Source organism: Pantoea deleyi (genome assembly GCF_022647325.1).
Taxonomy (GTDB): domain Bacteria; phylum Pseudomonadota; class Gammaproteobacteria; order Enterobacterales; family Enterobacteriaceae; genus Pantoea; species Pantoea deleyi.
Window position 1 is genome coordinate 1,468,555 of record NZ_CP071405.1, and the last position, 24,875, is coordinate 1,493,429.

Sequence of the window (24,875 nt, forward strand, 5' to 3'; positions counted from 1 at the left end):
ACCGTGTTAATGTCCTTTAATCGGCAAAGGACGACAGCGCGCCGTCCCGAAAAAGTAACAGTATAGTGTCGGATCGCGGTGAGGACGAACGGGGGCGACCGGACCTTACTGCTGGATGGAGATATCCGTGGCAAAGTAGCGTTTCTGAATCTGATCAAAGGTGCCGTTCTTTTTGATCTCAGCAAAGGCGTTATCCAGCGCACTTTTCAGTTCACTGTCCCCTTTACGCAGGCCAATAGCGGTGCCGGGGCCGATAATCGGATCCTGAATAATCGGACCGGCCAGCTCAAAATCTTTGCCCTGCGGATGCTTCAGGAAGCCAATAGCCGCCTGCGCCGCATCGGTAAAGACGGCATCCAGCCTGCCCGAGACCAGATCGCTTTCCACCTGCGCCTGATCGCCATAGGGCACCACGGTCACGCCATAAGGCTGCCACTTCGCCAGTGCATAGCGCTCCTGCACCGTTCCCTGTTCCACGCCGACAGTTTTGCCTTTCAGAGAGTCTGCCGTAGGGAGGATATTGGCGCCTTTACGGGCGATAAGCTGGGTATGGGTGTCGTACAGCGGGACGGTGAAATCGATCTGCTTCAGGCGCTCTTCAGTAATGCCCATATCGGAGAGGATGGCATCAAACTTACGCGCTTTCAGGGCCGGGATCATGCCGTCAAACTGGCTTTCAACCCACACACACTTCGCCTGCATCTGGGTACAGAGCGCGTTGCCCAGGTCGATATCAAAGCCGACCAGCTTGCCCTGCGGCGTCTTCGATTCAAACGGCGGATAGGTCGGATCGACTGCGAAACGAACCTGGTCGATTTTCGCCTGGGCGCCGAACGCGCAGCCTGCCAAAACCGCTACAGCCAGCGTCTGGCGCAGGCGTTGAGTGAAAATGTTCATGATTTTGCTCTTATTCTGTCGTGATGAGTGTCTGTGCAGAGTATCGCCGGGCTGGCGGGATGGCAATTACTGTGTGATCGGCACCACTTCCGCCGCGCACAGCGCCCGGTAATCTTCGGTGTTCAGGATCACCGAGCGTTCCAGCAGACCGGCGTTAAAGGCGATTTCCGGATAACGTTCAAACAGCGCCGGGTCAACGATCACTCTGAGGTCGGGATGAAAACTAAAGGGCGGGATCGCACCGAAGACGCAGCCGGTCAGCCGGGCGGTCTCTGCCGGGCTGGCGAGTGAAACCCGGCTTCCGCCCACGGCGGCAGCAACTTTGCCAGGATCGGCCTGCCGGTCGGCCGGTAACACCGCCAGCACATGCTGTTTCACGCCGTTGCCCTTTACATGGCAGACCAGTGCTTTCGCGCCCTGGCCGATTTCGGTGCCGCGTATCGCCGCGACCGCTTCACATTTTCCGGTGGCCTCATGCTCCATCAGGCGATAGCGGGCCTGATGCTGGTCGAGCAGGGCGATGAGTTTCTCATGAGTCGTCACGGTTCTCTCCTGGTGTCAGTTGCAGCATCAGTCTCTCCAGCGTAGGCGATTGGTGCGGCACTATGCCGGTGTTCAGCCCCTGGGGGTTAAGCGCCTGGCTGAGGGGAGCCTGCGGGGTAGTCTCCCTGTCCTGCCCGAAGTCTGAACCTGTCCGGCGGCTGATGCCTGCCAGTGCGGCATAACTGCCAATAAGCATGACCGGATAATTGAGACTGCAGCTGGCTTCATTACGCTCAGGATAATCGACAGCGTAGTCAAAGTCGCAGGCAGGTAAGGCGGCGCGTTCACGCTCCCGGAGGGGAGGCTGAATCCTGAGTCGGGTGGCATCATACCCGCGGCCTTTAATAAAAGGCTGAGGTGTGAGCGTGGCAACACCTGTTGAGCAATATTATGCTCAACAACAGCGTTTAATTCTGGAGAAGGATTCTGCTCAGAACCTGCAGACACACGACATTCTGAGCAGCTTATTACACAATCAGTTATGACGGGCGCGCAGGTTATTGATGACGGCACTGAAGTCGAGATCCTGATCCTGCAACAGCACCATCAGGTGATAGACCAGATCAGAGGCTTCGTTCGTCAGCTCGTGACGATCGTTGACCGTCGCCGCCAGTGCGGTTTCGACGCCTTCTTCCCCCACTTTCTGGGCGATACGCTTGGTGCCGCTGGCGTACAACCGCGCGGTATAGGAGCTCTCTGGATCGGCCGTTTTACGCGATGCCAGCAGCTGCTCCAGCTGATAGAGGAAGGTCCACTCCGGTGCAGCGGGCGAGAAGCAGCTGGTGGTGCCGAGATGGCAGGTCGGGCCAATCGGATTCGCCAGCACCAGCAGAGTGTCGTTATCACAGTCAGGCGTGATGCTCACGACCTGCAGAAAGTGGCCTGAGGTTTCGCCCTTGGTCCATAAACGGTTTTTGGTGCGGGAGAAAAAGGTGACATTGCCTTCAGCCAGGGTTTTCTCCAGCGCCGCCGGGTTCATGTAGCCATGCATCAGCACTTCGCCGGAGACGTTGTGCTGCACGATGACCGGCATCATGCCCCCGGTTTTATCCCAGTCGAGAAGGGCCAGTTGTTGTTCGGTTAGCACGCGCGAATCTCCACTCCGTTGTCGATCAGAAAGCTCTTCAGCTCACCAATATTAATAATCTGTTTATGGAACACTGACGCGGCTAACGCGCCATCCACGTTTGCCTCGGTAAAGGCGTCGAGGAAGTGCTGCATCGTGCCTGCGCCGCCCGAGGCGATCAGCGGCACCTTGCAGACGTCGCGCATCTTTTTCAGCTGCACCAGGTCATAGCCGTTACGCACGCCATCCTGATTCATCATGTTCAGCACGATTTCGCCTGCGCCCAGCTTCTGCACTTCCTGCACCCAATCCAGCGTTTCCCACTGGGTTACGCGGGTACGCGCTTCGTCACCGGTGTACTGATTGACCTGATATTTGCCGCTGGCTTCATCGAACCAGGTATCGATCCCGACCACGATACACTGCACGCCAAAGCGGTCGGCGAGCCGGGTAATCAGCGAGGGATCCGCCAGCGCCGGTGAGTTAATCGAAATCTTATCTGCGCCAAACTCAAGGATACGCGCCGCGTCTTCCGGTGTTTTAATGCCGCCCGCTACGCAGAAGGGGATATCGATGACTTCTGCGACCCGCGACACCCAGCTCTTATCGACGACCCGGCCATCAGAGGAGGCGGTGATGTCATAAAAGACCAGCTCGTCGGCGCCTTCGGCCGCATAGCGCTGCGCCAGGGGAACAATGTCACCGATGATCTCGTGATTGCGGAACTGTACGCCTTTGACCACCTGACCGTCACGAACGTCGAGACAGGGGATTATCCGTTTTGCCAGCATGCGATCGCCTCCGAAACCGTAAATTTATCTTCCAGCAGCGCGCGTCCGACAATCACGCCCTGTACGCCGCAGCCGCGAAGGGCAGCAATATCGTTGAGGTCGCCAATGCCGCCCGAGGACTGGAACGCAATGGCCGGGAAGCGCGCCGTCACTTCCTGATAGAGCGCCACGTTGGAACCGCTGAGGGTGCCATCGCGGGAAATATCGGTGCAGAGCACATGCCTTAAGCCCACCTGCTGGAAATCGGTGATCACCTCTTCCAGCGTAACGCCCGCCGCTTCCTGCCAGCCACTGATCGCCACCTCTTTGCGGTTGCTGGCGTCAATACGCACATCCAGCGCCAGCACAATCGCCTCTGCCCCAAACTCGGCAAACCAGCGCTTAACCTCGTCAGGCTGTTTTACGGCGGTAGAACCCACCACCACCCGGCTCGCACCGGCCGCCAACAGCGCCTGAACATCGTCACGGCTGCGGATGCCGCCGCCGACCTGCACCGTCACATCAACGCCGTCCAGCAGCGTTTTCAGCAGCGCAATCTGTCGTTTCGCCGGATCTTTCGCACCGGTCAAATCCACCAGATGAAGCAGGGTCGCGCCCTGGCTCACATAATCCTGCAGACGGGGCAGCGGATCGCTGCCGTAGTCGCGCTGCTGGCCATAGTCGCCCTGATGCAGACGCACCACTTTGCCATCAATTAAATCTAACGCGGGGATAATCATTACATCTCCAGGAAGTTTTTCAGCAGCTGCGCACCGGCTTTACCCGAACGTTCCGGATGGAACTGGACGCCAAAGAAGTTATCTTTCTGTACCGCGGCGGTGAAGGCTTCACCGTAATGGCACTGCGCGATGGTGCTGGCGTTGACCGGCATCGCGTAGCTGTGAACAAAGTAGAAATAGCTGCCTTCATCGATGCCACGGAACAGATGATTGCCCGCCTGGGCGGTGATCTGGTTCCAGCCCATATGCGGCAGGGGCAGGCCGTGCGTCTCCATCAGCGAGACCGGCTCATCAATGATGCCCAGCGTCGGAACGCCGCCATTCTCATCACTGCCGCGTCCCAGCAGCTGCATCCCCAGACAGATCCCCAGCACCGGCTGAGTACAGGCTTTGACCAGATCGATCAGGTCGCGCTCCTGCAGCTGATTCATTGCCGCCTGCGCGGTGCCCACACCGGGCAGGAAGAGCTTATCGGCGCGCAGCACCACATCGGAATCGCGGCTCACTTCCGGGGTGTAGCCCAGACGTTCAATCGCCCATTTCACCGACGAGAGGTTGGCGCAACCGGTATCCATGATCACCACGTTCATCACAGCACTCCTTTCGAGCTCGGCAGGGTATTCCCCTCAACGCGGATCGCCTGACGCAGCGTACGGCCAAAGGCTTTAAACAGGCTCTCGACACGGTGATGGTCGTTTTTGCCTTTGGTTTTCAGGTGCAGGGTGCTCATCATGGCGTAGGAGAGCGAGCTGAAGAAGTGCTCGACCATCTCGGTGCTGAGATCGCCGACGCGCTGATAGTTGAACTCGGCCTTAAATTCGATGTGCGGGCGACCGGAGATATCCAGCGCGCAGCGGGCCAGACATTCGTCCATCGGCAGCACAAAGCCAAAGCGGCCGATACCGCGTTTGTCACCGAGCGCCTTCAGCAGCGCTTCGCCGAGGGCCAGACCGGTATCTTCCACCGTGTGGTGATCGTCGATGTAGAGATCGCCTTTGACGTCGATGTGCATGCGGAATCCGCCGTGAACGGCGATCTGATCCAGCATGTGATCGAAGAAACCGACGCCGGTATTAATTTTGCTGCCACCTTCGCGGTCCAGCCAGAGTTCGACACGGACCTGCGTCTCTTTGGTGTTGCGCTGCACCAGCGCATGGCGGTCACGCTGGGTCAGGCGCTGCTGAATGGTCTGCCAGGTCTGGCCCTCTGCGCCGTAGCGAATGGACGGGATACCCATGTTCTCCGCCAGCTGGACGTCGGTCAGGCGATCGCCGATAACGTAGCTGTTGCGGGTGTCCAGTGCGCCCTCGGCCAGCCAGGCCTCCACCATCTTCGTCTTCGGCTTGCGGCAGTCGCAGTGATCGTCCGGCATATGCGGACAGATCAGCACATCGTCAAAGGCGATGCCCTGCGACGTCAGAATCTGCATCATCAGATTGTGCGGGCCATCGAAATCGGCCTGCGGGAATCGGGAGGTGCCAAGCCCATCCTGGTTGGTGATCATCACCAGGCGATAACCGGCGGCCTGCAGCGCCAGCAGCGCCGGGATAACGTCTGGCTCAAACGCCAGCTTATCCATACGGTCCACCTGAAAATCTTCAGGTGGCTCAGAGATTAACGTACCGTCGCGGTCGATAAAAAGGGTCTTCTGGCTCATGCTTGCTCCACAGAAAAGGCTTGCAGCGCGGCGATCACTCGCCCGCACTCTTCACGCGTGCCGATGGAGATGCGCAGGCATCCCGACAGGCCCGGATTTTTGTTCTGATCACGCAGGATAATGCCCTGATCCCATAAGGTTTTGAAGACTTTTGGTGAATCGGTAAAGCGTGCCAGCACATAGTTGGTTTCACTGGGGAAAACCTGCACGACGCAGGCCAGCTTCGCCAGTTCAGCCAGCAGCCAGCCGCGATTGTCATTCAGCTGGGCCACATGCTCACGCATCAGGGCGATGCCCTGTTCGCTCAGGGCCTGACCCGCCACATCCGCCACCGGCGTCGCCAGCGGATAGGGCGCGATCACCTTCATCAGCAGATCGATCACCGGTTTGTTCGCCAGCGCAAAGCCGCAGCGCAGCCCTGCCAGCGCAAAGGCTTTGGAGAGCGTGCGCAGGATCACCAGGTGCGGATACGCCTTCAGCCAGCCGGTCAGCGTCGCCTGCGGGCAGAACTCGATATAAGCCTCATCTGCCACGACCAGGGCTTTACCGGCGGTCATCGCCAGCAACTGACGGATGTCGTCCTGATTAATCAGGTTGCCGGTCGGATTGTTCGGGCTGCAGAGGTAAACGACCTTAACGCCATCCAGCTGTTCCGCAATAGCCGGCAGGTTCAGCTGCCAGTCGCTGAGCGCCGGAACGGTGCGATAGTCGATGCCGATGGTTTCGGCGCTGACGCTGTACATGCCGTAGGTCGGCGGACAGAACAGGATTGCGTCCTGACCCGGCTCACAAAAGGCGCGCATGATCAGTTCGATCGCCTCATCCGCGCCGCGGCTGACCAGCACCTGCTCCGGTGTTAAGCCTGCGTAAGCAGCGTAGCGCTCAATCACCACCTTAGGCTGGCACTCCGGATAGCGGTTCAGCGTCTGCTGCGACAGCTCAAAGGGTACCGGCAGTGGAAACTCGTTGGCATTCAGCCACACGTCGCCGTTGCCGCCCAGGCGGCGTGCCGACATATAGGGGGTCAGGGCGCGCACATTGGCGCGTGCCAGCTGCTCAATATCCTGACTCATGCTTGCTCCTTGAGTGCGGCAACGCGCAGGGTAACGGCATTTTTATGGGCATCCAGCTGCTCGGCGGCGGCCAGGGTTTCGATAGTCGCGGCCAGGTTCAGGAAGCCCTGCGGGGTCAGTTCCTGAACGGTCATGCGCTTCTGAAAATCGGCCAGTCCCAGGCTGGAACATGTCGAGGTATAACCGTAGGTCGGTAAAACGTGGTTGGTGCCGGATGCGTAGTCGCCTGCCGATTCCGGTGACCAGTCGCCCAGGAACACCGAACCGGCGCTGGTGATCGCATCCACCAGATCGCGTGGCTGACGGGTCTGCAGGATCAGGTGCTCCGGACCGTAGAGGTTTGAGATCTCAACACACTGCTCCAGATCCCGCGCCACGATCAGGCGGCTGCTCTCCAGCGCCTGACGTGCAGTGCTGGCGCGTGACAGCTGCGCCAGCTGCTGCGCCACCGCATCCGCCACGGCCTCTGCCAGCGACAGTGAGGGGGTCAGCAGAATCACCTGTGAATCCGGGCCGTGCTCGGCCTGCGAGAGTAAATCGGAGGCGACAAACGCGGGCGTCGCGCCTTCATCTGCAATCACCAGCACTTCGGAGGGGCCGGCCGGCATGTCGATGGCCGCCCCATCCAGACGCTGGCTGACCTGACGTTTCGCCTCGGTCACCCAGGCGTTGCCCGGGCCGAAAATTTTGTCCACGCGCGGCACGGTTTCCGTACCAAACGCCAGCGCGGCGATGGCCTGTGCGCCGCCCACCTGGAACACCTCTTCGACGCCGCAGAGCTGGGCGGCATAGAGGATCTCATCCGCAATCGGCGGTGGCGAACAGAGCACGACGCGGCTGCAGCCCGCGATACGCGCCGGGGTGGCCAGCATCAGCACCGTTGAGAAGAGGGGGGCGGAGCCACCCGGAATATAGAGACCAACGGACTTCACCGGGCGGGTAATTTGCTGGCAGCGTACGCCGGGCTGGGTTTCTACATCCACCGGCGGCAGGATCTGCGCGTTGTGGAACGTCTCAATATTTCCCACGGCTACGGCCATCGCCTGCTTCAGCTCCTCGCTCAGACGCGCGCTGGCTTCCGCAATCTGCTGCGGGGTCACGCGCAGCGTCTCCACCTGGGCTTTATCAAAACGGGCGCTGAATTCGCGCAGGGCCTCGTCACCGTTCAGCCTGACCTGTTCCAGCACGTTACGCACCGTCAGCGTGACGTTCTCCGACGCAGCGATGGCCGGACGTAACAGCAGCGCCTGCTGCTGTTCGGCAGTGCACGCCTGCCACTCGATAGGGGTAGAAAAGGCCATGGCTTACTCCATCATCTTCTCAATAGGCAGCACCAGAATCGAACTGGCACCCAGCGCTTTCAGTTTTTCCATGGTTTCCCAGAACAGGGTTTCGCTGCTGACCATGTGCATCGCCACGCGGCTGACATCGCCTGCCAGCGGCAGCACGGTCGGACGCTCTGCGCCAGGCAGCAGGCTGATCACCTCTTCCAGACGCTCACTCGGCGCGTGCAGCATGATGTACTTCGATTCACGCGCTTTAATCACGCCCTGAATACGGGTCATCATCTTGTCGATCAGCTCCTGCTTGGCGGCAGGCATCTCGCCGTCACGCTGGATCAGGACCGCTTTCGAGCGGTAGATCACTTCCACTTCACGCAGGCCGTTGGCTTCCAGCGTCGCACCGGTAGAGACCAGGTCGCAGATGGCGTCAGCCAGCCCGGCGCGGGTCGCGACTTCCACAGAACCATTCAGCATACAGGTTTTGAAGCTGACGCCCTTCTTATCGAGGTACTGTTTCAGCAGGTGCGGGTAGGAGGTGGCGATGCGGGATTTATCCAGGCACTCCGGGCCGGTGTACTCGGCGTCGGTTGCCATCGCCAGTGACAGGCGGCAACCGCCGAAGTCCAGGCGACGCAGCGTAAAGTAGCGGGGGTCTTCACCCTGAGCACGGCGCGAGAGTAACTCTTCTTCCAGCACGTTCTCGCCGATGATGCCTAAATCGACCACACCATCCATTACCAGGCCAGGAATATCGTCATCGCGCACGCGCAGGATGTCGATGGGCATATTCTCCGCAAACGCAATCAGGCGCTGTTGCTGAAGGTTGATTTTAACGCCGCAGCGCGCCAGCAGTTCGCGTGAATCATCACTTAAACGGCCGGATTTCTGCATAGCTATGCGTAAACGGGTGTTATCTAACATGGTTCCTGTCCTCTTAATCCTGTCCTGAATCGATGGTTACGTCAGCCCATAAAAAAACCCCCGGAAGACGATCTTCCGGGGGTTCTCTTGCGTTCACACCACTGGAAGATCTTGAAAGTCTCCCAGCACCAATCGCCTGAAAGACTAGTCAGGATGATGGTGGTGATGATGGTTGAACTGAACGCGTGTCATATTAATCTCGTCGATGAATGAGTATTCATTTGTGGGGTTTAACCTAGCGAAGATGGCTGCGCTTGGCAACACTTTTTTAAACATGACGTTCGGAAAGCGCTGAAACAGGTTGTTCCGGTTTGCAATCCGGGCGCAAACTACGGTGAAGTCAGGGTGGATGTTTTACGTCAGGAGTGAACATGAAAAAGGTCGCGATTGTGGGGCTGGGCTGGTTAGGCATGCCGCTGGCCACCGCGTTAACAGCCAGGGGCTGGCAGGTCACCGGCAGCAAAACAACGCCGGACGGGGTGGATGCGGCGCGCCGCTGCGGCATTGAGGCGTTTCAGCTGGAGCTGACGCCGGAACTGCTGTGTGATGCTGCGGATATCGAGCCGCTGTTCAACGTGGATGCGCTTATCGTCACGCTGCCAGCGAGCCGGACCGCCGAAGGGGGCGAAGCCTATCTGCAGGCGGTGCAGAACGTGGTCGACACTGCGCTGGTCTATAAAGTGCCGCGCATCATCTTTACCAGCTCAACCTCCGTCTATGGCAGCCGGTCGGGGCCTAAGCGGGAGAACAGTCCGCTGGACGCCGAAACGGTCGCCGGGAAAACCCTGGTCAGGCTGGAAAACTGGCTGCACGATCTGCCGGGCACCAGCGTGGATATTGTGCGTCTGGCCGGTCTGGTCGGGCCTAAGCGTCATCCCGGACGGTTCCTGGCAGGTAAGCAGGATGTGGCGAACGGTTCCCAGGGCGTGAATCTGGTGCATCTGGATGATGTGGTGGAAGCGATCACGCTGCTGCTGCAATCGCCGAAAGGGGGTCGGGTTTACAACCTCTGCGCACCAGCGCATCCGTCGCGCGATACTTTCTATCCCTCAGTTACGCGACAACTGGGGTTGCAGCCGCCGCAGTTTGCGCCAGAGGCCGTTAAAGACAGCGGCAAGCTGATAGATGGATCCCGCATTTGCAGCGAACTTGGCTTTGAATATCGCTATGACGATCCGGTGAAAATGCCGCTGGAGTAAATTATAAATCTTGTCAGTGATAATATTAATATTACAGTTTGTTTTATATTTTTATTTAAGGTAGTAGAAAGCTCAAATCAGGGTTAGGAAAACGTGACTATATTGTAGATGTTGCGTTTTTTCATTTAGCTACAGGTTTTTGGCTATTGGCAAGTGAAAAAAAGTAATAGTTGACATCGTCTTTAATGATGATGAACTTCACATTTCCAGTTTTTCAATAGCTTTACAAAAATTTGCAATCCTGATACTATCGGCAAAACTTATTTGCTAGGCAATGTTTTTTAAATGTTACCAAATTTTTCGAAGTCGTTTGAAAAAATTCTATATGTAATCCTTTTTCTCTTAGGTGCGTTATACATTTTCAACTCCTGGAGCCCATCATCATACGGCTTCTTTTTAAAGAAAATTGACCCTCAAAATTCAGGCGTTTTATGGGGGGAACCAAGAGCTATACGCTCCGATGAATGGGCAGTAGTTACACCGCTAACTCAAGCCACCATAAATAATGGGTTTAAACGCTATAATAAAACATCTTTTTACGGAGAAGACTTAAGAATAAATTATGGGCTTCCTATATTTGACTGGGGATTACTGTTCAAGCCTACTATGTGGGGATATTTGTTTTTGTCCCCTGCTAAAGCCTATTCATTGCAGTGGTACCTTACATTTTGCATTTTTATTATTGGGTATTTTAAATTATTCAAAGAGATAGGTTTAAATAAAAAAATATCGATTTTATTAAGTTTCTCTCTTTTTTTTACTGGGGGTACTCAGTTTTGGTGGGATGAAAAGGGACCTGTTTATGCGTTTTTTCCATGGGTAGTTTATTTCTTAATATCTAAAAATAACATCTATCTTAGAATGATGTTATTTTATTGGGTGGGGGCTTCGTGGTTAATTACAAACTTTTATCCACCACTAGTTATATCACTTGCATTCATTGGTGCAATGCTATTTGTTTCGGACTTAAAAAGTTGGAGGAATGTTAAATCTGTTATTTTATTGGTTTTTTCTTCCTTAGCTATAATCATAACTGCTCTCTTTTATCTTAAAGACTATTTAATAAAAACCTCTAATACGGTATATCCCGGTCATCGCTCTTTTAGCGGAGGCAGTGTTGGATGGGGAGAGTGGTTATCACAATTTTTCCCTTTTTCAACTTTTAATACACATTTTGAGACAATATATAATAGCAACATATGCGAAGTTGGAGTGACTGGATTCTCTTTCATATTGCTGTTACTTATTCACCTTGACTACAATTCAGTAAAAACAAATTTCTTCAAAAACACTCACTACAATAAAACATTGATTCTTGCAGTGGGCGTTATTCTAAGCAATCTATGGCTCATTGCACCAATACCTAGCTGGGCTGGTAAAATTTTTCTCTGGAATAATGTTAGTCCTAATCGAATGGTATATGCAGCCGGTATTTTGACGGCGATTACATCAATGCTGTTTTTTCAAAATCTTAAATTTAAAATTAGCCCATTAAGATTTATTGCATATATAACACTTGTTATTATCGTGTGGTATTTTATGAAATACCGTCCATTGACTCAGGATATGAAAGGGTTTGGTGGTTTTGCTCATAATTACGCCGATTTTTATTTAATTGTAGCTATCATTATATCCTATTTCTTAATAAATTTTTTCAAATGCAAACCAATTGAAATATTTTTACTTACATCATTGTCAGCATCTTTTTTTGCATTTTTTAACTTCAATCCAATACAGTCAACGGATGCCATTTTTTCAGCGCATTCAAAAGCTAAGAAAATATTGGATTCTTCAGTCGATAGAAAAACAGGTGTATTGGCAATCGAAGGGTATCATGGATCTACATTAAATGGCTTAGGTTATAGATCTGTTAGTCATGTAACAGCAGTACCAGATCTAAATATGTGGAGAGGCAAGTTCCCAGAAATGCCGCATGATCAATTTGAAAAGATCTTTAATCGCTATTCTCACATTAGATTGGCTAATATTAGTGAGCCCTATTCACCGCAACCAGATGTTGTTTTAGTACCTATTTCTTTATTTAAAAAAGTAGAGTTTTATCCTGACGACTCAAATGCTGACTTGAAAGTCTTAAGATTAAATAATAATGAAAAATTAGAAGGGAAAATTAACTCACGTATTTCAGGTAAAGTTAATTCATTCTCTGTATTGATTGGCACATACAATGGTCTTTCAGATGGAGTTTTGAATTTAAAGGTATGTGTTAAAAATGTTTGTGAAACAGGCAGTATCTTTGTTGAGGATAGCCTCGATAATCAATATGCAGAGGTTCAGTTGACCACTCCGATATTAGTTAATAAAGGAGATACAATTGAATATAGCTATTCATTGCTAAATGCAACCAGACCTGTTGCTATATATTCCAATCATGGCAGTGATGAGGTTAGTATTTCAGTGAATGATATGGGTCAGCTGAAAAATTTAGGTGCGAAAATTAAAGTTAATTATGCAGGTGATGAATAAATGATTAATTATAATATGGTTAAACGGACTTATCGCGGTAACACAATTGCTGTTATTCTTCCTTGCTACAACGAAGCGCTTGCTGTTGAAAAGGTGGTAAAGCATTTTGAAGAGGCCTTGCCAGAAGCAGTGGTTCATGTTTTTGATAATAATTCTACCGATAATACGATTACACTGGCTGAACAAGCTGGCGCAATTGTTCACTCTGTAAAAAACAAAGGCAAAGGTAATGTTGTAAGGCGTATGTTTGCTGATGTTGAGGCCGATATTTATGTTATGGCAGATGGTGACGATACCTACCACGCACCTTCAGCTAGAAAATTAATCGATAAGTTGCTGGACGATAAGCTAGACATGGTCGTTGGCAAGCGAGAAGAAGTCGGAGAGAAAACGGCTGCCACATATCGTCAGGGACATAGGTGGGGAAATCGAATGCTTACTGGGGCAGTAATGAGCATTTTCGGTGGAAAATTTACTGATATGTTATCGGGCTACAGAGTGTTTTCTCGTCGATACGCTAAATCTTTTCCAGCACTGGCAAAAGGGTTTGAAACAGAAACCGAGTTGACGGTTCATGCGCTTGAACTGCGCATGCCATACGGTGAAGTTTCTACACCTTATGGTTCACGGCCAGAGGGCTCAACCAGCAAGCTATCAACCTATAAAGATGGAATTAAGATCCTTCGCACAATCATAAATTTATATGTAAGTGAAAGACCATTTATTTTCTTTAGCTTAGTTGCACTATTTTTAGCTGCTCTCTCGCTAACTTTTTTTAGCGGCATTCTTGTGGATTATATTGACACTGGATTAGTACCTCGTCTCCCAACTGCAATTCTTTCTGTCGGATTGATGTTATCAGCAATAATATCTTTCTTTAGTGGTTTGGTATTAAGTACAGTAACATTAGGCAGGAATGAGACAAAGCGACTTGTATATCTTTCAATACCACAGACTACTCCTAAAGAATAATATGAAAGCGATCAGAGATTTGTTCTTTTTTGGTGTTGCTGGAGTGTGCGGTTTTTTGATCGATTCAGGGGCTTTGTATTTTCTTAAGCCCTATGTTGGGATATATTTTGGTCGGCTAATTTCTTTTTTATTAGCTGTGATTGTTACATGGCTGTTTAATCGAAATATCACCTTTAAAGATAAAAGTATTGATAAAAGTCTGATTTCTGAATTTCTGCATTATCTATCATTGATGGTCGTAGGAGGCGCCATTAATCTTGGTTCTTTTTACCTACTGGTTAGTTATGTGGATCAGATCAGAGAATGGCCTGTGATAGCAGTTGCTTTAGGTAGCATAGCTGGGATGATGGCGAATTATATTTCGAGTCGATATTTTCTTTACAAAAAACGATGTTGAGAATGGTCTAAAAAATATTTTCTGCGAATCCATAGTAGCCATAACAAATTTAGTTATGGCTACTAACAGAGTTTAATCTCACACCCCCAGCCGATCCCGCAACGCATACCACACCGCGCCCATCGCGGTCAGCGGCACGCTGAAGCGCCGGCCGCCGGGAAAGGGCAGGTGGGGCAGGCGGGCAAAGGCATTGAACCGCTCGGCGTTGCCGCGCAGCAGTTCGCTGATCAGCCTGCCGGAGAGATGGGTGCTGGTCACGCCGTGACCGCTGTCGCCCTGCATAAAATAGACGTTGTTCTCCAGCTGGCCAAACTGTGGCATGCGCGACAGCGTCAGCAGGAAATTACCACTCCAGCCAAAGTCCAGCTTCACGTTCTGCAACTGGGGAAAAGTGCGCCGCAGCTTAGGCCGGATCAGGGCTTCGATATCTGCGGGTTCGCGTGCGCCATAGACGACGCCGCCGCCATAGAGCAGGCGGTTGTCGGCGGTCAGACGGAAATAGTCCAGCAGGTAGTTACAATCTTCGACGCAGTAGTTGTTCGGCAGCAGCGACAGGGCCTGATCCGGCGACAGCGGCTCGGTCGCGACAATCTGCGATCCGCACGGCATACTTTTCCGGCTCAGTCGCGGTTCCAGCTGGGGAGCCAGATAGGCGTTACCGGCGAAGATCACAAAGGTCGCGCTGACCTCACCCTGGGCTGTTTTCACCCGATTGGGAGAGCCATAAACCACCTTTGTGGCGGCCGACTGTTCATAGATGCGCCCGCCATGCCGCCGAATCGCCTCGGCTTCGCCCAGCGCCAGGTTCAGCGGATGCAGATGGCCGCCGCGCCGGTCCAGCAGACCCCCGGCATAACGTTCGGTCGCGACTTCGCGGCGAATGGCGCGCTCATCCAGCAGCTCCAGATCCTGGTTGCCATACTGCTGCCACAGCGCTTTCTGCTTCTCCAGATGCGCCATCTGGCGCGCATTCAGGGCCGCAAAGATGCCGCCAGGCCGGTAATCACAGTTAATGGCGTAACGATCGATGCGATCGCGGATGATCGCCGCCCCTTCGAACATCATATTGCCCAGCATTCGGGCGCTCTCTTTCCCGTAACGCTGCTCAATCACATCCACATCGCGACTGTAGGAGTTCACTACCTGACCGCCGTTTCGTCCGCTGGCTCCGAAGCCGACCCGCGCCGCCTCCAGCACCACCACATCGTAACCCACCTCGGTCAGATGAAGCGCCGCCGACAGGCCGGTAAAACCGCCGCCGATAATGCAGACGTCACACTGAATGCTCTCCTGTAATGTCGGCCACGGCGCATGGGGATTGGCGGTCGCTGCGTAATAACTCTCCACGTAATTCATAACAACCTCCAGGAAGCGCCTAAAAATTGGCTGGCGTGTGGGCACTGACAATGCGGCAGGGAATTTCAGCCCGATTCGTAAAGCTGTGTGGCAGGCCGGTATCGATGACGTAACTCTCTCCGGCCGTGAGATGAAACTGCTGACCGTTAATAACCAGTGTGATTTCGCCTTCCAGCAGCGTCCCGGTCTCTTCACCCGGATGCCGCAGCTTCTCGCCCGTGCTGGCGCCGGGCTGATAGGTCTCCAGCAGCATCCCCAGCGTGCGCTGTGTCTTGCCGTTGTCGATCAGCTTAAGCGAAACGCCCTGGCTGCCAATCTCCAGCAGCTCGCTGGCGCGGACAATCACCCTGGGCGCAGCGTCCGGTTTCGGTTCCGAAAAGAACTCTGACAGCGACAGCCCGTATACTTTCAGCAGCTTCTGCAGGGTACTGACGGCCGGGCTGACCTTATCCTGTTCGATGGTGCTGATGGCGCTGTGGGTCAGTCCGGCCAGTTCCGCCACACGCCGCTGCGACAGGCCCAGCGTCTGCCGGATCTGTGCCAGTCGGCGTCCCGGCGCCAGCGTGGCGTCACTCATCCTCTTTTCCTCTGTGATAGTGAAGGGCGGCCTGTATAAAGCCGCTGAACAGCGCCTGAGATCCTGCCGTCTGTTCCGGCTGCCATTCAGGATGCCACTGCACCGCCAGGGCAAAGGGATGATGGCGCAGGCTCACCGCCTCAATCAGCCCGTCCGGTGCGCGCGCTTCAACGCGCAGCTGCGGACCCGGCTCGCGGATACCCTGATGATGGAGTGAGTTAACCTGCAGCGGCGGGTGACTGCCGAGCAGCGTCGCCAGCAGGCCATCCGGCTCGATGACGACCGGATGCGCAGGCGCGTACTGCCGATCGAGCGGCTGCGTCTCATCTTCGTGATGCCCCTGCAGGCCCGGCTGTTCAGTGAGATCCCGCCAGAGCGCGCCGCCGTTTGCCACCACCAGCTCCTGCATCCCGCGGCAGATCCCAAACATCGGCATTTTGTGGCTGGTGGCCCAGGTAATCAGCTGAAAGGCGAGACGGTCGCGGCCGGGATCGGCGTGCGGCTCCTCGCCGGCCTCGCCATACTGCCAGGGTTCGATATTGCTGGGACTGCCGGTCAGCAGCAGACCATCCAGTACAGCCATAGCGTTTTCTGATAGATGAGGCGCTGCGAGCAGGCTGTGAGGCAAAGCGAGGGGGACGCCGCCCGCCTGGACGAGCGCATCGATATATTTGTTATGAACCGTCTGAGTGGCGTGGCCGCCCAGATCTTTCTGACACATCACTACGCCAATCAACGGCTTGTCAAAAATAATGCCCATCTCACGTCCTCGCATCGCTGTTCGAAATATCTACCGAAAGGGCACGTCTGGCGGTTAAGTGTGCAATATTTTTTCAATCTAGCAATCTGCTGTTTGTTCTTCAAACAGATTTGTTACATTTGCACACTTTTTATGTTGGCGCTATGTTAGTGTTGTGGCCGTTATTTTGAGCATTACGCAAACCTTATAGGGGCGGGTGAGATCATGACTAACCTGGTAGAAGTGGAAGACTTCACGCTTCACAGTGAAGAGAAACGAACCAGCGCGTTCCAGCTTGAGGTGAAAACCTGGCTGGAGCGCCATCCTGACACGCAGTATGTCGATATCCTGTTAAATGATTTGAATGGTGTGTTCCGCGGCAAGCGCATTCCGGTCTCTGCGCTGCCCAAACTGGAAAAAGGGTGTTATTTCCCTGCTTCGGTGTTTGCGATGGATATCCTCGGCAACACGGTGGAAGAAGCGGGCCTCGGCCAGTCTCTGGGCGAACCTGATAACCTCTGCCTGCCCGTTTCCGGTACCTTAGTTCCCTCCGCATCAGACCCTCAGCACATTGCTCAACTACTGCTGACCATGTGTAACCAAGATGGCACTCCCTTTGACGTTGAACCCCGAAATGTCCTGAACCGGCTGTGGCTACAGCTGCGTAACCGCGGACTGTTTCCGGTGGTAGCGGTAGAGCTGGAGTTCTATCTGGTGGACAAAAAGCGCGATGCGGAAGGCTTTATTCAGCCGCCGTGCTCGCCGGGCAGTGATGAACGCAATATGCAGAGCCAGGTCTACTCGGTTGATAACCTCGACCACTTTGCCGATGTCCTGCGCGATATCGACGACCTGGCGCGTCTGCAGGGAATTCCGGCCGATGGCGCGCTGGCGGAAGCGTCGCCCGGTCAGTTTGAGATCAACCTGCATCACACCCGCGACGTGCTGCGCGCCTGCGACCATGCGGTGCAGCTCAAGCGCCTGATTCGTCAGGTGGCGGAGAATCACGGCATGACCGCCACCTTCATGGCGAAGCCTTATGAGGAGTATGCGGGCAGCGGGATGCATGTGCATATCAGTATGCTGGATGCGGCCGACCATAACGCCTTCGCCTGCGACGACGGCAGTGATTCCCCGCTGATGAAGCGTGCGCTGGCCGGGATGATCGATCTGATGCCCGCCTCGATGGCGCTGCTGGCACCCAACGTCAACGCCTACCGGCGCTTTGTACCCGATGCCTATGTACCGTTACAGGCATCGTGGGGGCACAACAACCGGACCGTTGCGCTGCGGGTGCCCTGTGGCGACATCGACAATCATCGTATTGAGTACCGGGTGGCGGGAGCGGATGCGAATCCCTATCTGGTGGTCTCGGCCATTCTTGCCGGGATGCTGCACGGGCTGGATACCCAGCTGCCGTTGCCGCATCCGGTCACCGGCAACGGTCACCAGGCCGAAGGGCTGGCGCTGCCGATTCGTCAGAGCGATGCCCTGTATGAGTTCGACAGCAGCTATCCTTTACAGAAGCTGCTGGGCGAACGTTTTGCCAGCGTCTGGCACAGCTGCAAGAACTATGAACTGATGCAGTTTGAGCGGCTGGTAACGGCGACAGAAATCGACTGGATGCTGAAAAACGCCTGATGCACCTTTTATGTGCAAACTGGCGTAATTTTTTTGCATAAGATGCCCCGACGGCTTGAATTCCTGCCTCGGGTTAGGGCAGAATACGCGGCCTGCAAAATCAGATGATAACCGTCGCTCTCAGCGCCGGTTATTTTTTTTGCATCCAGTTTTAACAGAGCGTTTTTGCTGACTTAACCGAGGCCGGGCACGCACCCGGATAGATAAACACTGAAAACACGCATACGCGTGAGATTGAGGATTACAAAGATGGGGATGTTTTACACTCTGCCAGCCAATGCTGGCACGCGTTTTCGTGATGACTACGGCGCCGTGTCAACCACCAGCCTGACTCCCTGTCGCTTAATGCGCAGTTGCCCTGTGACCCAGCCCAGCCAGGTTGTCGCACATGGGGGACTGAAGCATGTCGCTTAATACCTCCGCCGCACCACAGCGTGCGCAACTCAAAAAAACCCTTACGTTACTTCCGGTCGTCATGATGGGCTTAGCCTACATGCAGCCTATGACCCTGTTCGATACCTTTGGTATCGTGTCCGGGCTGACCGATGGTCACGTCGCCACCGCCTATGCTTTCGCGCTGATTGCGATTCTGTTCACTGCTGTGAGTTACGGTAAGCTGGTACGCCGCTTCCCCTCTGCGGGCTCCGCTTATACCTATGCCCAGAAGGCGATCAGTCCGCACGTCGGCTTTATGGTTGGCTGGTCATCCCTGCTGGACTACCTGTTCATGCCGATGATCAACATCCTGCTGGCGAAAAACTATTTCGAATCGCTGGTGCCGGGTATTCCGTCGTGGATTTTTGTGGTGCTGCTGGTGGGCTTCATGACGCTCTCTAACCTCAGGGGCATCAAAACCGTCGCCAACTTTAACAGTGTGATTGTGGTGCTGCAGGTCGTCGTCATGGTCGGGATCACCGGCATGGTGATCTACGGTGTGGCAAGCGGCGTAGGTTCCGGCACGCTGGTGAGCAGCCGTCCGTTCTGGTCTGAGAATGCCCATGTGGTGCCGATGATTACCGGTGCGACAATACTCTGCTTCTCGTTCCTCGGCTTTGATGGCATCAGCTCGCTGTCGGAAGAGACGAAAGATGCAGAACGCACCATTCCACGCGCCATTTTCCTGACGGCGCTGATTGGCGGTGTGATCTTTATCGCGGCATCCTATTTCCTGCAGCTCTATTTCCCGGACATCACCCGCTTCCAGCATCCGGACTCCTCACAGCCTGAAATCATGCTGTTTGTGGCCGGTAAAGCGCTGCAGGTCGGTATCCTGATCTTCTCGGTGGTCACGGTACTGGCATCCGGTATGGCGGCGCACGCGGGCGTATCGCGTCTGATGTATGTGATGGGCCGCGATGGTGTATTCCCGGAGCGTTTCTTCGGTTATGTTCATCCGAAATGGCGGACCCCGTCGCTCAATGTCCTGCTGGTCGGCGCGATTGCCCTGATGGCGATCAATTTCGACCTGGTAACCGCCACGGCGCTGATTAACTTTGGTGCACTGGTCGCGTTTACCTTTGTTAACCTGTCCGTCATTGCGCAGTTCTGGATCCGTGAGAAGCGTAACCGCACGCTGAAAGATCACGTTCAGTATCTGCTGCTGCCTCTGCTGGGCGCGCTGACGGTGGGTGCACTGTGGGTGAATCTGGAAGAGAGCTCCATGGAACTGGGCCTGATCTGGGCCGCCATCGGCGTGATCTATCTGGCCTTCGTCACCCGCAGCTTCCGTAATCCGGTGCCGCAGTTCAGCGAAGAAGTCTGATTGCGTTAACGTTGCCGCCTTCCTGATGCCGGGAGGGCGGCGACAGTCTCACCGCCGCACCGGCTTTCTGCCGCGTGCCACGCCGGCAGCAAATCTAACCCGCCAGCACCAGCTCCCAGCTTCCCGCACTCAACTGCGCCAGCGCCGCCTCGCCCAGTTTTTTATCGGTCACCACCTGATCAAACGTCTCCATCGGCAGCGCCAGAAACGTCGCAATCCTGTTGTACTTCGAACTGTCACTCAGCAGCACCCGCTTACTGCTGACGTCGCTGACGGCCTGCTTGACCATCACTTTATCTTCATCCGGCGTAAACAGGCCGCGCGGCCCCCAGCAGGAGGCGGAGATAAACGCAATATCGATGGCCAGATGCCGCAGGCTGCGCGCCGCCGACTCCCCGACGCAGGAGCGGTTCTCGCGACATACGGTTCCGCCCGTATGGATCACCCGGCACTGACTCGCCTCCATCAGCAGATTCGCCACCATAAAATCGTTGGTCACCACCAGCAGATCGTCGCGATCCACCAGCTCCCTCGCCAGAGCCAGGGTGGTGGTGCCCGCATCCAGATAGATGCAGCTGTTACGGGGAATATGCCGTGCGGCGGTGCGGCCGATCGCACGTTTCTCATCGTTGAACAGGGCGCTCTTTGTCAGGTGAGAGGGTTCAGCCGCCAGGCGATCGGCAGAGCGCACGCCGCCGGACACCGACAGCACGGCACCCTGTTCCTCCAGCTTCTGCACGTCGCGGCGGATGGTCATATGTGACACGCCCAGCCGCTCCGTAAGTTCGGCAATACTGACCACGCCGCGATCGGCCACCAGCGCAAGAATCTGTTGATGACGTTCAACCGGAATCATATCTGCTCCCTGACAATTACCATTTTTTCACATTGTAAGGGATCTGCGGCCCAACCAGAACAGAAAATAACAGCCAGCGTCAGGCTCCACGTTACGGAAAGGCCAGCCAGGCAGGCAGGGTGCGGCGGAAATGGCGATGTTAAAAATTGTTCCGCTTCACATCGATGATGATTTTTTGTGAGGCGAGACACGTTTTTACCGGCAGGAAGCTGGCAGGATTAACACTAACAAACAAATAATCACTTAATTTAACAGTGGGGGCTGAGATGCCAGCTGAAAATATCTGTGTTATCGGGTTGGGCTCTATGGGTATGGGGGCTGCGCAATCCTGTCTGCGCGCCGGGCTGAACACCTGGGGCGTGGATCTCAATCCCGCCGCGCTGGAGACCCTGCGCCAGGCTGGAGCGCGCGATGCGCAATCCTCGGCGTCCGCGTTTGCTGACCAGCTCGACGCCGTTTTGCTGCTGGTGGTCAACGCGCAGCAGGTCAACGCGATCCTGTTCGGCGAGGATGGCCTGGCAGCAAAACTTCGTCCCGGCACGGTTGTGATGGTCTCCTCTACGCTTTCCGCTCAGGATGCGCAGCAGATTGAACAGCAGCTGGCGCACTATCAGCTGCTGATGCTGGATGCACCGGTGTCGGGCGGCGCGGCCAAAGCCGCCAGCGGAGAGATGACGGTGATGGCCTCCGGCAGTGACGCCGCGTTCGCAAAACTTCAGCGCGTGCTGGATGCGGTTGCGGCCAGCGTCTACCGCATCGGCAGTGAGATCGGCCTCGGCTCGACGGTGAAAATCATACATCAGCTGCTGGCGGGCGTGCATATTGCCGTCGGCGCAGAAGCGATGGCGCTGGCCTCACGTGCCGGTATTCCGCTGGAAACCATGTATGAAGTGGTAACCCATGCGGCGGGCAATTCGTGGATGTTCGAAAACCGTATGAAGCACGTTGTCGACGGCGACTACAGCCCGAAATCGGCCGTCGATATCTTCGTGAAAGATCTGAACCTGGTTGCCGATACCGCGAAGTCGCTGCACTTCCCGCTGCCGCTGGCCTCTGCCGCGCTCAACATGTTTACCGAAGCCAGCAACGCCGGTTACGGACGCGAAGATGACAGTGCGGTCATTAAAATTTTCAGCGGTATCACGCTGCCGCAGGCCGGGGAGAAAAAGTGATGCGTCTTGGTGTGATAGCAGACGATTTTACCGGGGCAACGGATATCGCCAGTTTCCTGGTGCAGAACGGCCTGAGTACGATTCAGTTTAACGGCATCCCCGGCGGGGAAACAATCACGGAAGCGCAGGCGATTGTGGTCAGCCTGAAGAGCCGCTCCTGCCCGCCGGAACAGGCTGTTGAGCAGTCGCTGGCCGCGCTGGCGTGGCTGCAGCAGCAGGGCTGCCAGCGTTTCTACTTTAAATATTGCTCGACCTTTGACAGCACCGCGCAGGGCAATATCGGTCCGGTGACCGACGCGCTGTTAAAGGCCCTGGGTGAGACGCAGACGGTGATCTGCCCGGCGCTGCCGGTGAACGGACGCACCGTCTATCAGGGCTATCTGTTCGTCGGCAACCAGCTGCTGTCGGAGTCAGGTATGCGGCACCATCCGGTGACGCCGATGCATGACAGCAACCTGCTGCGCGTGATGAGCGCGCAGGCCAGTGGCAACGCGGGCCTGATTGCAGCATCGCAGGTCGATCAGGGCGCCGCCGCGGTTCGTGAGGCGCTGGATCGGCTCGCCGAGCAGGGCGTCAGTTACGTGGTTACGGACGCGTTGCATCAGGAACATCTGCTGACGCTGGGTGAGGCCGTGCGGGATCTGCGGCTGGTGACCGGCGGCTCCGGGCTGGCGATCGGACTGGCACGGCAGTGGGCGGGCGCACAAACGGATACCGGCGCTGAACAGGCGGGCCGTCCGCAGGGCGAGCGCGCCGTGGTGCTGTCCGGATCCTGCTCTCAGATGACCAACCGTCAGGTCGCCGCCTACCGCCAGCTGGCACCCGCCTGTGAAGTGGAGATTACGCCCTGCCTGGAGGATGCAGAGGGCTATGCCCGCCGGCTGTGCGACTGGGTGGAGGCTAACCATCATCAGACGCTGGCGCCGCTGCTGTTTGCCACCGCGGATGCGCAGCAGTTGCAGGCAATCCAGCAGCGCTATGGTGCTGCGCGCAGCAGCGAGGCAGTTGAACAGCTGTTTGCCGCCGTCACCCGCGAGCTGAAACGGCGGGGCTGGCAGCGCTTTATCGTGGCGGGCGGTGAAACCTCGGGCGTGGTGGCGCAGAGTCTGGGCGTGACGGCCTTCCACATCGGGCCGACGATCTCTCCCGGCGTACCCTGGGTTCGCGACATTCATCAGCCGCTCTCACTGGCGCTGAAATCGGGCAATTTTGGCGACGAAGATTTCTTCCGCCGGGCGCAAACGGAGTTTACTTATGTCTGAATCAATCTCTTCCGCTGAGCAGCGGGCGCGCGACGAGATGGTGCGTCTGGGTGCCTCTTTCTTTCAGCGCGGCTACGCCACCGGCTCGGCGGGCAATCTCTCGATGTTGCTGGAGGATGGCAATCTGCTGGCGACCCCGACCGGCTCCTGTCTGGGAGAACTGCAGGGCGACCGTCTGTCGAAGGTCACGCCACAGGGGGAGTGGCTGTCGGGTGATAAGCCCTCCAAGGAGATCGCGTTTCACCGCGCGCTCTATCTGAATAATCCCGACTGCCGGGCGGTGGTACATCTGCACAGCCACTACCTGACGGCGCTCTCCTGCCTGGAGGGGCTGGACACCACAAACTGCATTCGTCCCTTTACCCCCTACGTGGTGATGCGGGTCGGCGACGTGCCGGTGGTGCCTTACTACAAGCCGGGCGATGAACGACTGGCGGCGGATCTGGCCGCGCTGGCGCCGCACTACCGCGCCTTCCTGCTGGCGAACCATGGCCCGGTGGTCGTGGGGAAATCCCTGCGGGAAGCGGCCGACAATACGGAAGAGCTGGAAGAGACGGCCCGTCTGATATTCACCCTGGGCGACCGTCCGATCCGTTATCTCAACGAAGCCGAAGTGGCTGAGTTAAGGAGCCGATAATGCCAAAGTTTGCTGCTAACCTCTCAACGCAGTTCACCGAGCTGCCCTTTGCTGAACGCTTTGCGGCGGCGGCGGAAGCCGGTTTTACGGCGGTCGAGTTCCTGTTTCCCTATGACTATCCCGCCACGCAGATCAAAGCGTGGCTGGATGAAAATCAGCTGCAACTGGTGCTGTTCAATACCGCACCCGGAAACGTCGCGGCGGGAGAGTGGGGCGTGTCGGCCATCCCCGGACGGGAAGCGGAAGCCAGGGCGGATATCGATCGCGCCCTGAGTTACGCGCTGGCGCTGAACTGCCCGCAGGTGCACATCATGGCGGCGACGGTGCCGCCCGGCGCCGACCGTCAGTGTTACGTCGACACCTTTATCGCCAACATGCGCTATGCGGCTGAACGCTTTGCGCCGCACGGCATTCATCTGCTGATCGAGGCGCTTAATCCGGTCACTAAACCCGATTACCTCTACGCCAGTCAGTATCAGACGCTGGAGATGGTCGATCGGATCGATCGGCCCAACGTCTTCACCCAGCTCGACCTGTTCCACGCACAGCGGGTGGATGGCAACCTCAGCCACCTGATCCGCCACTATGCCGGACGCTACCGCCACGTACAGATCGCCTCGGCCCCGGATCGCCATGAGCCGGATGAGGGCGAAGTTAACTATCCCTGGCTCTTTGCGCTGCTGGATGAGGTCGGCTATGCCGGCTGGGTAGGCTGCGAATATGTTCCGCGCACCACGACCACGGCGGGCCTGGGCTGGTTCGCCCCCTGGCGCACACGCCACTGATCACCCGCAGCGATGCCCCCCCGTTTGTCCGCCGGACGGGGTGAATCGCTGCAGCTTAATGACACCAGTGCTGAATTAACAAAAAA

General features: G+C 55.7%; 25 protein-coding genes and 1 other annotated feature. Of the genes, 10 read left to right on the plus strand and 15 right to left on the minus strand.

Annotated features, from left to right (window positions below; all coding sequences use genetic code 11):
* Positions 1-105: 105 nt before the first annotated feature.
* The 11 genes from J1C59_RS06855 to hisL form a co-directional block, all read right to left on the minus strand.
* On the minus strand, positions 106-897 hold the full coding sequence (locus tag J1C59_RS06855) for an ABC transporter substrate-binding protein (RefSeq protein WP_128084191.1): 792 nt from the start codon (positions 895-897) through the stop codon (positions 106-108).
* Between the two features lie 66 nt (positions 898-963).
* Complete coding sequence (locus J1C59_RS06860; protein WP_128084192.1) at positions 964-1,440, minus strand: YbaK/prolyl-tRNA synthetase associated domain-containing protein; 477 nt, start codon at positions 1,438-1,440, stop codon at positions 964-966.
* A 475-nt stretch (positions 1,441-1,915) separates the two neighbouring features.
* Positions 1,916-2,527 carry a bifunctional phosphoribosyl-AMP cyclohydrolase/phosphoribosyl-ATP diphosphatase HisIE gene (hisIE, locus tag J1C59_RS06865; RefSeq protein WP_128084193.1) on the minus strand — a complete coding sequence of 204 codons (612 nt, stop codon included), beginning with the start codon at positions 2,525-2,527 and terminating at the stop codon, positions 1,916-1,918.
* The gene (hisF, locus tag J1C59_RS06870) at positions 2,521-3,297 is read right to left on the minus strand and encodes an imidazole glycerol phosphate synthase subunit HisF (RefSeq protein WP_128084194.1); all 777 of its coding nucleotides are present in this window, start codon (positions 3,295-3,297) and stop codon (positions 2,521-2,523) included. The genes hisIE and hisF overlap by 7 nt, the downstream gene beginning before the upstream one ends.
* Entirely contained in the window at positions 3,279-4,016 is a 738-nt protein-coding gene (gene hisA / locus J1C59_RS06875; protein WP_128084195.1) for a 1-(5-phosphoribosyl)-5-[(5-phosphoribosylamino)methylideneamino]imidazole-4-carboxamide isomerase, read from the minus strand. The genes hisF and hisA overlap by 19 nt, the downstream gene beginning before the upstream one ends.
* Positions 4,016-4,606: an imidazole glycerol phosphate synthase subunit HisH gene (hisH, locus tag J1C59_RS06880; RefSeq protein ID WP_128084196.1), complete on the minus strand. Its 591-nt coding sequence runs from the start codon at positions 4,604-4,606 to the stop codon at positions 4,016-4,018. Before hisH ends, hisA begins: the two co-directional genes overlap by 1 nt.
* Positions 4,606-5,673, minus strand: coding sequence for a bifunctional histidinol-phosphatase/imidazoleglycerol-phosphate dehydratase HisB (gene hisB / locus J1C59_RS06885; RefSeq protein ID WP_140916794.1), 1,068 nt, complete (start codon positions 5,671-5,673; stop codon positions 4,606-4,608). The genes hisH and hisB overlap by 1 nt, the downstream gene beginning before the upstream one ends.
* A complete protein-coding gene (gene hisC / locus J1C59_RS06890; RefSeq protein ID WP_128084197.1) occupies positions 5,670-6,746 on the minus strand; it encodes a histidinol-phosphate transaminase in 1,077 nt (358 codons plus the stop codon). Before hisC ends, hisB begins: the two co-directional genes overlap by 4 nt.
* Entirely contained in the window at positions 6,743-8,047 is a 1,305-nt protein-coding gene (gene hisD / locus J1C59_RS06895) for a histidinol dehydrogenase (protein ID WP_128084198.1), read from the minus strand. Before hisD ends, hisC begins: the two co-directional genes overlap by 4 nt.
* Positions 8,048-8,050: 3 nt before the next feature.
* Entirely contained in the window at positions 8,051-8,950 is a 900-nt protein-coding gene (gene hisG, locus J1C59_RS06900; protein WP_061062857.1) for an ATP phosphoribosyltransferase, read from the minus strand.
* Positions 8,951-8,998: 48 nt separating this feature from the next.
* Positions 8,999-9,119 (minus strand) — a sequence feature (His leader region).
* Positions 9,095-9,142: a his operon leader peptide gene (gene hisL / locus J1C59_RS06905; RefSeq protein ID WP_100396937.1), complete on the minus strand. Its 48-nt coding sequence runs from the start codon at positions 9,140-9,142 to the stop codon at positions 9,095-9,097. It overlaps the preceding feature by 25 nt.
* Before the next feature lie 179 nt (positions 9,143-9,321).
* Here hisL and J1C59_RS06910 point away from each other — a divergent pair, with 179 nt between their 5' ends.
* From J1C59_RS06910 to J1C59_RS06925, 4 genes are all read left to right on the plus strand, one after another.
* Positions 9,322-10,149 carry an SDR family oxidoreductase gene (locus tag J1C59_RS06910; RefSeq protein ID WP_128084199.1) on the plus strand — a complete coding sequence of 276 codons (828 nt, stop codon included), beginning with the start codon at positions 9,322-9,324 and terminating at the stop codon, positions 10,147-10,149.
* A gap of 285 nt (positions 10,150-10,434) precedes the next feature.
* Complete coding sequence (locus tag J1C59_RS06915; protein ID WP_242281369.1) at positions 10,435-12,633, plus strand: DUF7657 domain-containing protein; 2,199 nt, start codon at positions 10,435-10,437, stop codon at positions 12,631-12,633.
* Positions 12,634-13,605, plus strand: coding sequence for a glycosyltransferase family 2 protein (locus J1C59_RS06920; RefSeq protein ID WP_242281370.1), 972 nt, complete (start codon positions 12,634-12,636; stop codon positions 13,603-13,605). It begins immediately after the preceding gene.
* Position 13,606: 1 nt separating this feature from the next.
* Positions 13,607-14,002: a GtrA family protein gene (locus tag J1C59_RS06925; RefSeq protein ID WP_128084203.1), complete on the plus strand. Its 396-nt coding sequence runs from the start codon at positions 13,607-13,609 to the stop codon at positions 14,000-14,002.
* 78 nt (positions 14,003-14,080) lie between these two features.
* On the opposite strand, the gene J1C59_RS06930 is transcribed toward J1C59_RS06925, so the two are convergent.
* From J1C59_RS06930 to puuD, 3 genes are read right to left on the minus strand one after another with little or no spacing between them, the layout of a single operon-like run.
* Entirely contained in the window at positions 14,081-15,358 is a 1,278-nt protein-coding gene (locus tag J1C59_RS06930) for an NAD(P)/FAD-dependent oxidoreductase (protein WP_140916871.1), read from the minus strand.
* 19 nt (positions 15,359-15,377) lie between these two features.
* Positions 15,378-15,935, minus strand: a complete 558-nt coding sequence (puuR, locus tag J1C59_RS06935) for an HTH-type transcriptional regulator PuuR (protein ID WP_128084204.1) — start codon at positions 15,933-15,935, stop codon at positions 15,378-15,380.
* Positions 15,928-16,695 carry a gamma-glutamyl-gamma-aminobutyrate hydrolase gene (gene puuD, locus J1C59_RS06940; RefSeq protein ID WP_128084205.1) on the minus strand — a complete coding sequence of 256 codons (768 nt, stop codon included), beginning with the start codon at positions 16,693-16,695 and terminating at the stop codon, positions 15,928-15,930. Before puuD ends, puuR begins: the two co-directional genes overlap by 8 nt.
* Positions 16,696-16,899: 204 nt before the next feature.
* On the opposite strand from puuD, the gene J1C59_RS06945 reads away from it, so the two are divergent.
* Positions 16,900-18,315 carry a glutamine synthetase family protein gene (locus J1C59_RS06945; protein WP_128084206.1) on the plus strand — a complete coding sequence of 472 codons (1,416 nt, stop codon included), beginning with the start codon at positions 16,900-16,902 and terminating at the stop codon, positions 18,313-18,315.
* Between the two features lie 403 nt (positions 18,316-18,718).
* Entirely contained in the window at positions 18,719-20,077 is a 1,359-nt protein-coding gene (locus J1C59_RS06950; protein WP_128084207.1) for an APC family permease, read from the plus strand.
* A 94-nt stretch (positions 20,078-20,171) separates the two neighbouring features.
* On the opposite strand, the gene ygbI is transcribed toward J1C59_RS06950, so the two are convergent.
* Positions 20,172-20,933, minus strand: coding sequence for a DNA-binding transcriptional repressor YgbI (ygbI, locus tag J1C59_RS06955; protein ID WP_128084208.1), 762 nt, complete (start codon positions 20,931-20,933; stop codon positions 20,172-20,174).
* A 266-nt stretch (positions 20,934-21,199) separates the two neighbouring features.
* Between ygbI and ltnD the strand changes: the two genes are divergently transcribed.
* Genes ltnD through J1C59_RS06975 form a run of 4 tightly spaced genes read left to right on the plus strand, consistent with a single transcriptional unit; the run spans position 21,200 to position 24,789 of the window.
* Positions 21,200-22,105, plus strand: coding sequence for an L-threonate dehydrogenase (ltnD, locus tag J1C59_RS06960; protein ID WP_128084209.1), 906 nt, complete (start codon positions 21,200-21,202; stop codon positions 22,103-22,105).
* Positions 22,105-23,367 (plus strand): 3-oxo-tetronate kinase, encoded by a 1,263-nt coding sequence (otnK, locus tag J1C59_RS06965; protein WP_140916872.1) that lies wholly within the window; start codon positions 22,105-22,107, stop codon positions 23,365-23,367. Before ltnD ends, otnK begins: the two co-directional genes overlap by 1 nt.
* Complete coding sequence (otnC, locus tag J1C59_RS06970; RefSeq protein ID WP_140916870.1) at positions 23,360-24,004, plus strand: 3-oxo-tetronate 4-phosphate decarboxylase; 645 nt, start codon at positions 23,360-23,362, stop codon at positions 24,002-24,004. The genes otnK and otnC overlap by 8 nt, the downstream gene beginning before the upstream one ends.
* A complete protein-coding gene (locus J1C59_RS06975) occupies positions 24,004-24,789 on the plus strand; it encodes an HPr family phosphocarrier protein (protein ID WP_128084535.1) in 786 nt (261 codons plus the stop codon). The genes otnC and J1C59_RS06975 overlap by 1 nt, the downstream gene beginning before the upstream one ends.
* Positions 24,790-24,875: the final 86 nt, after the last annotated feature.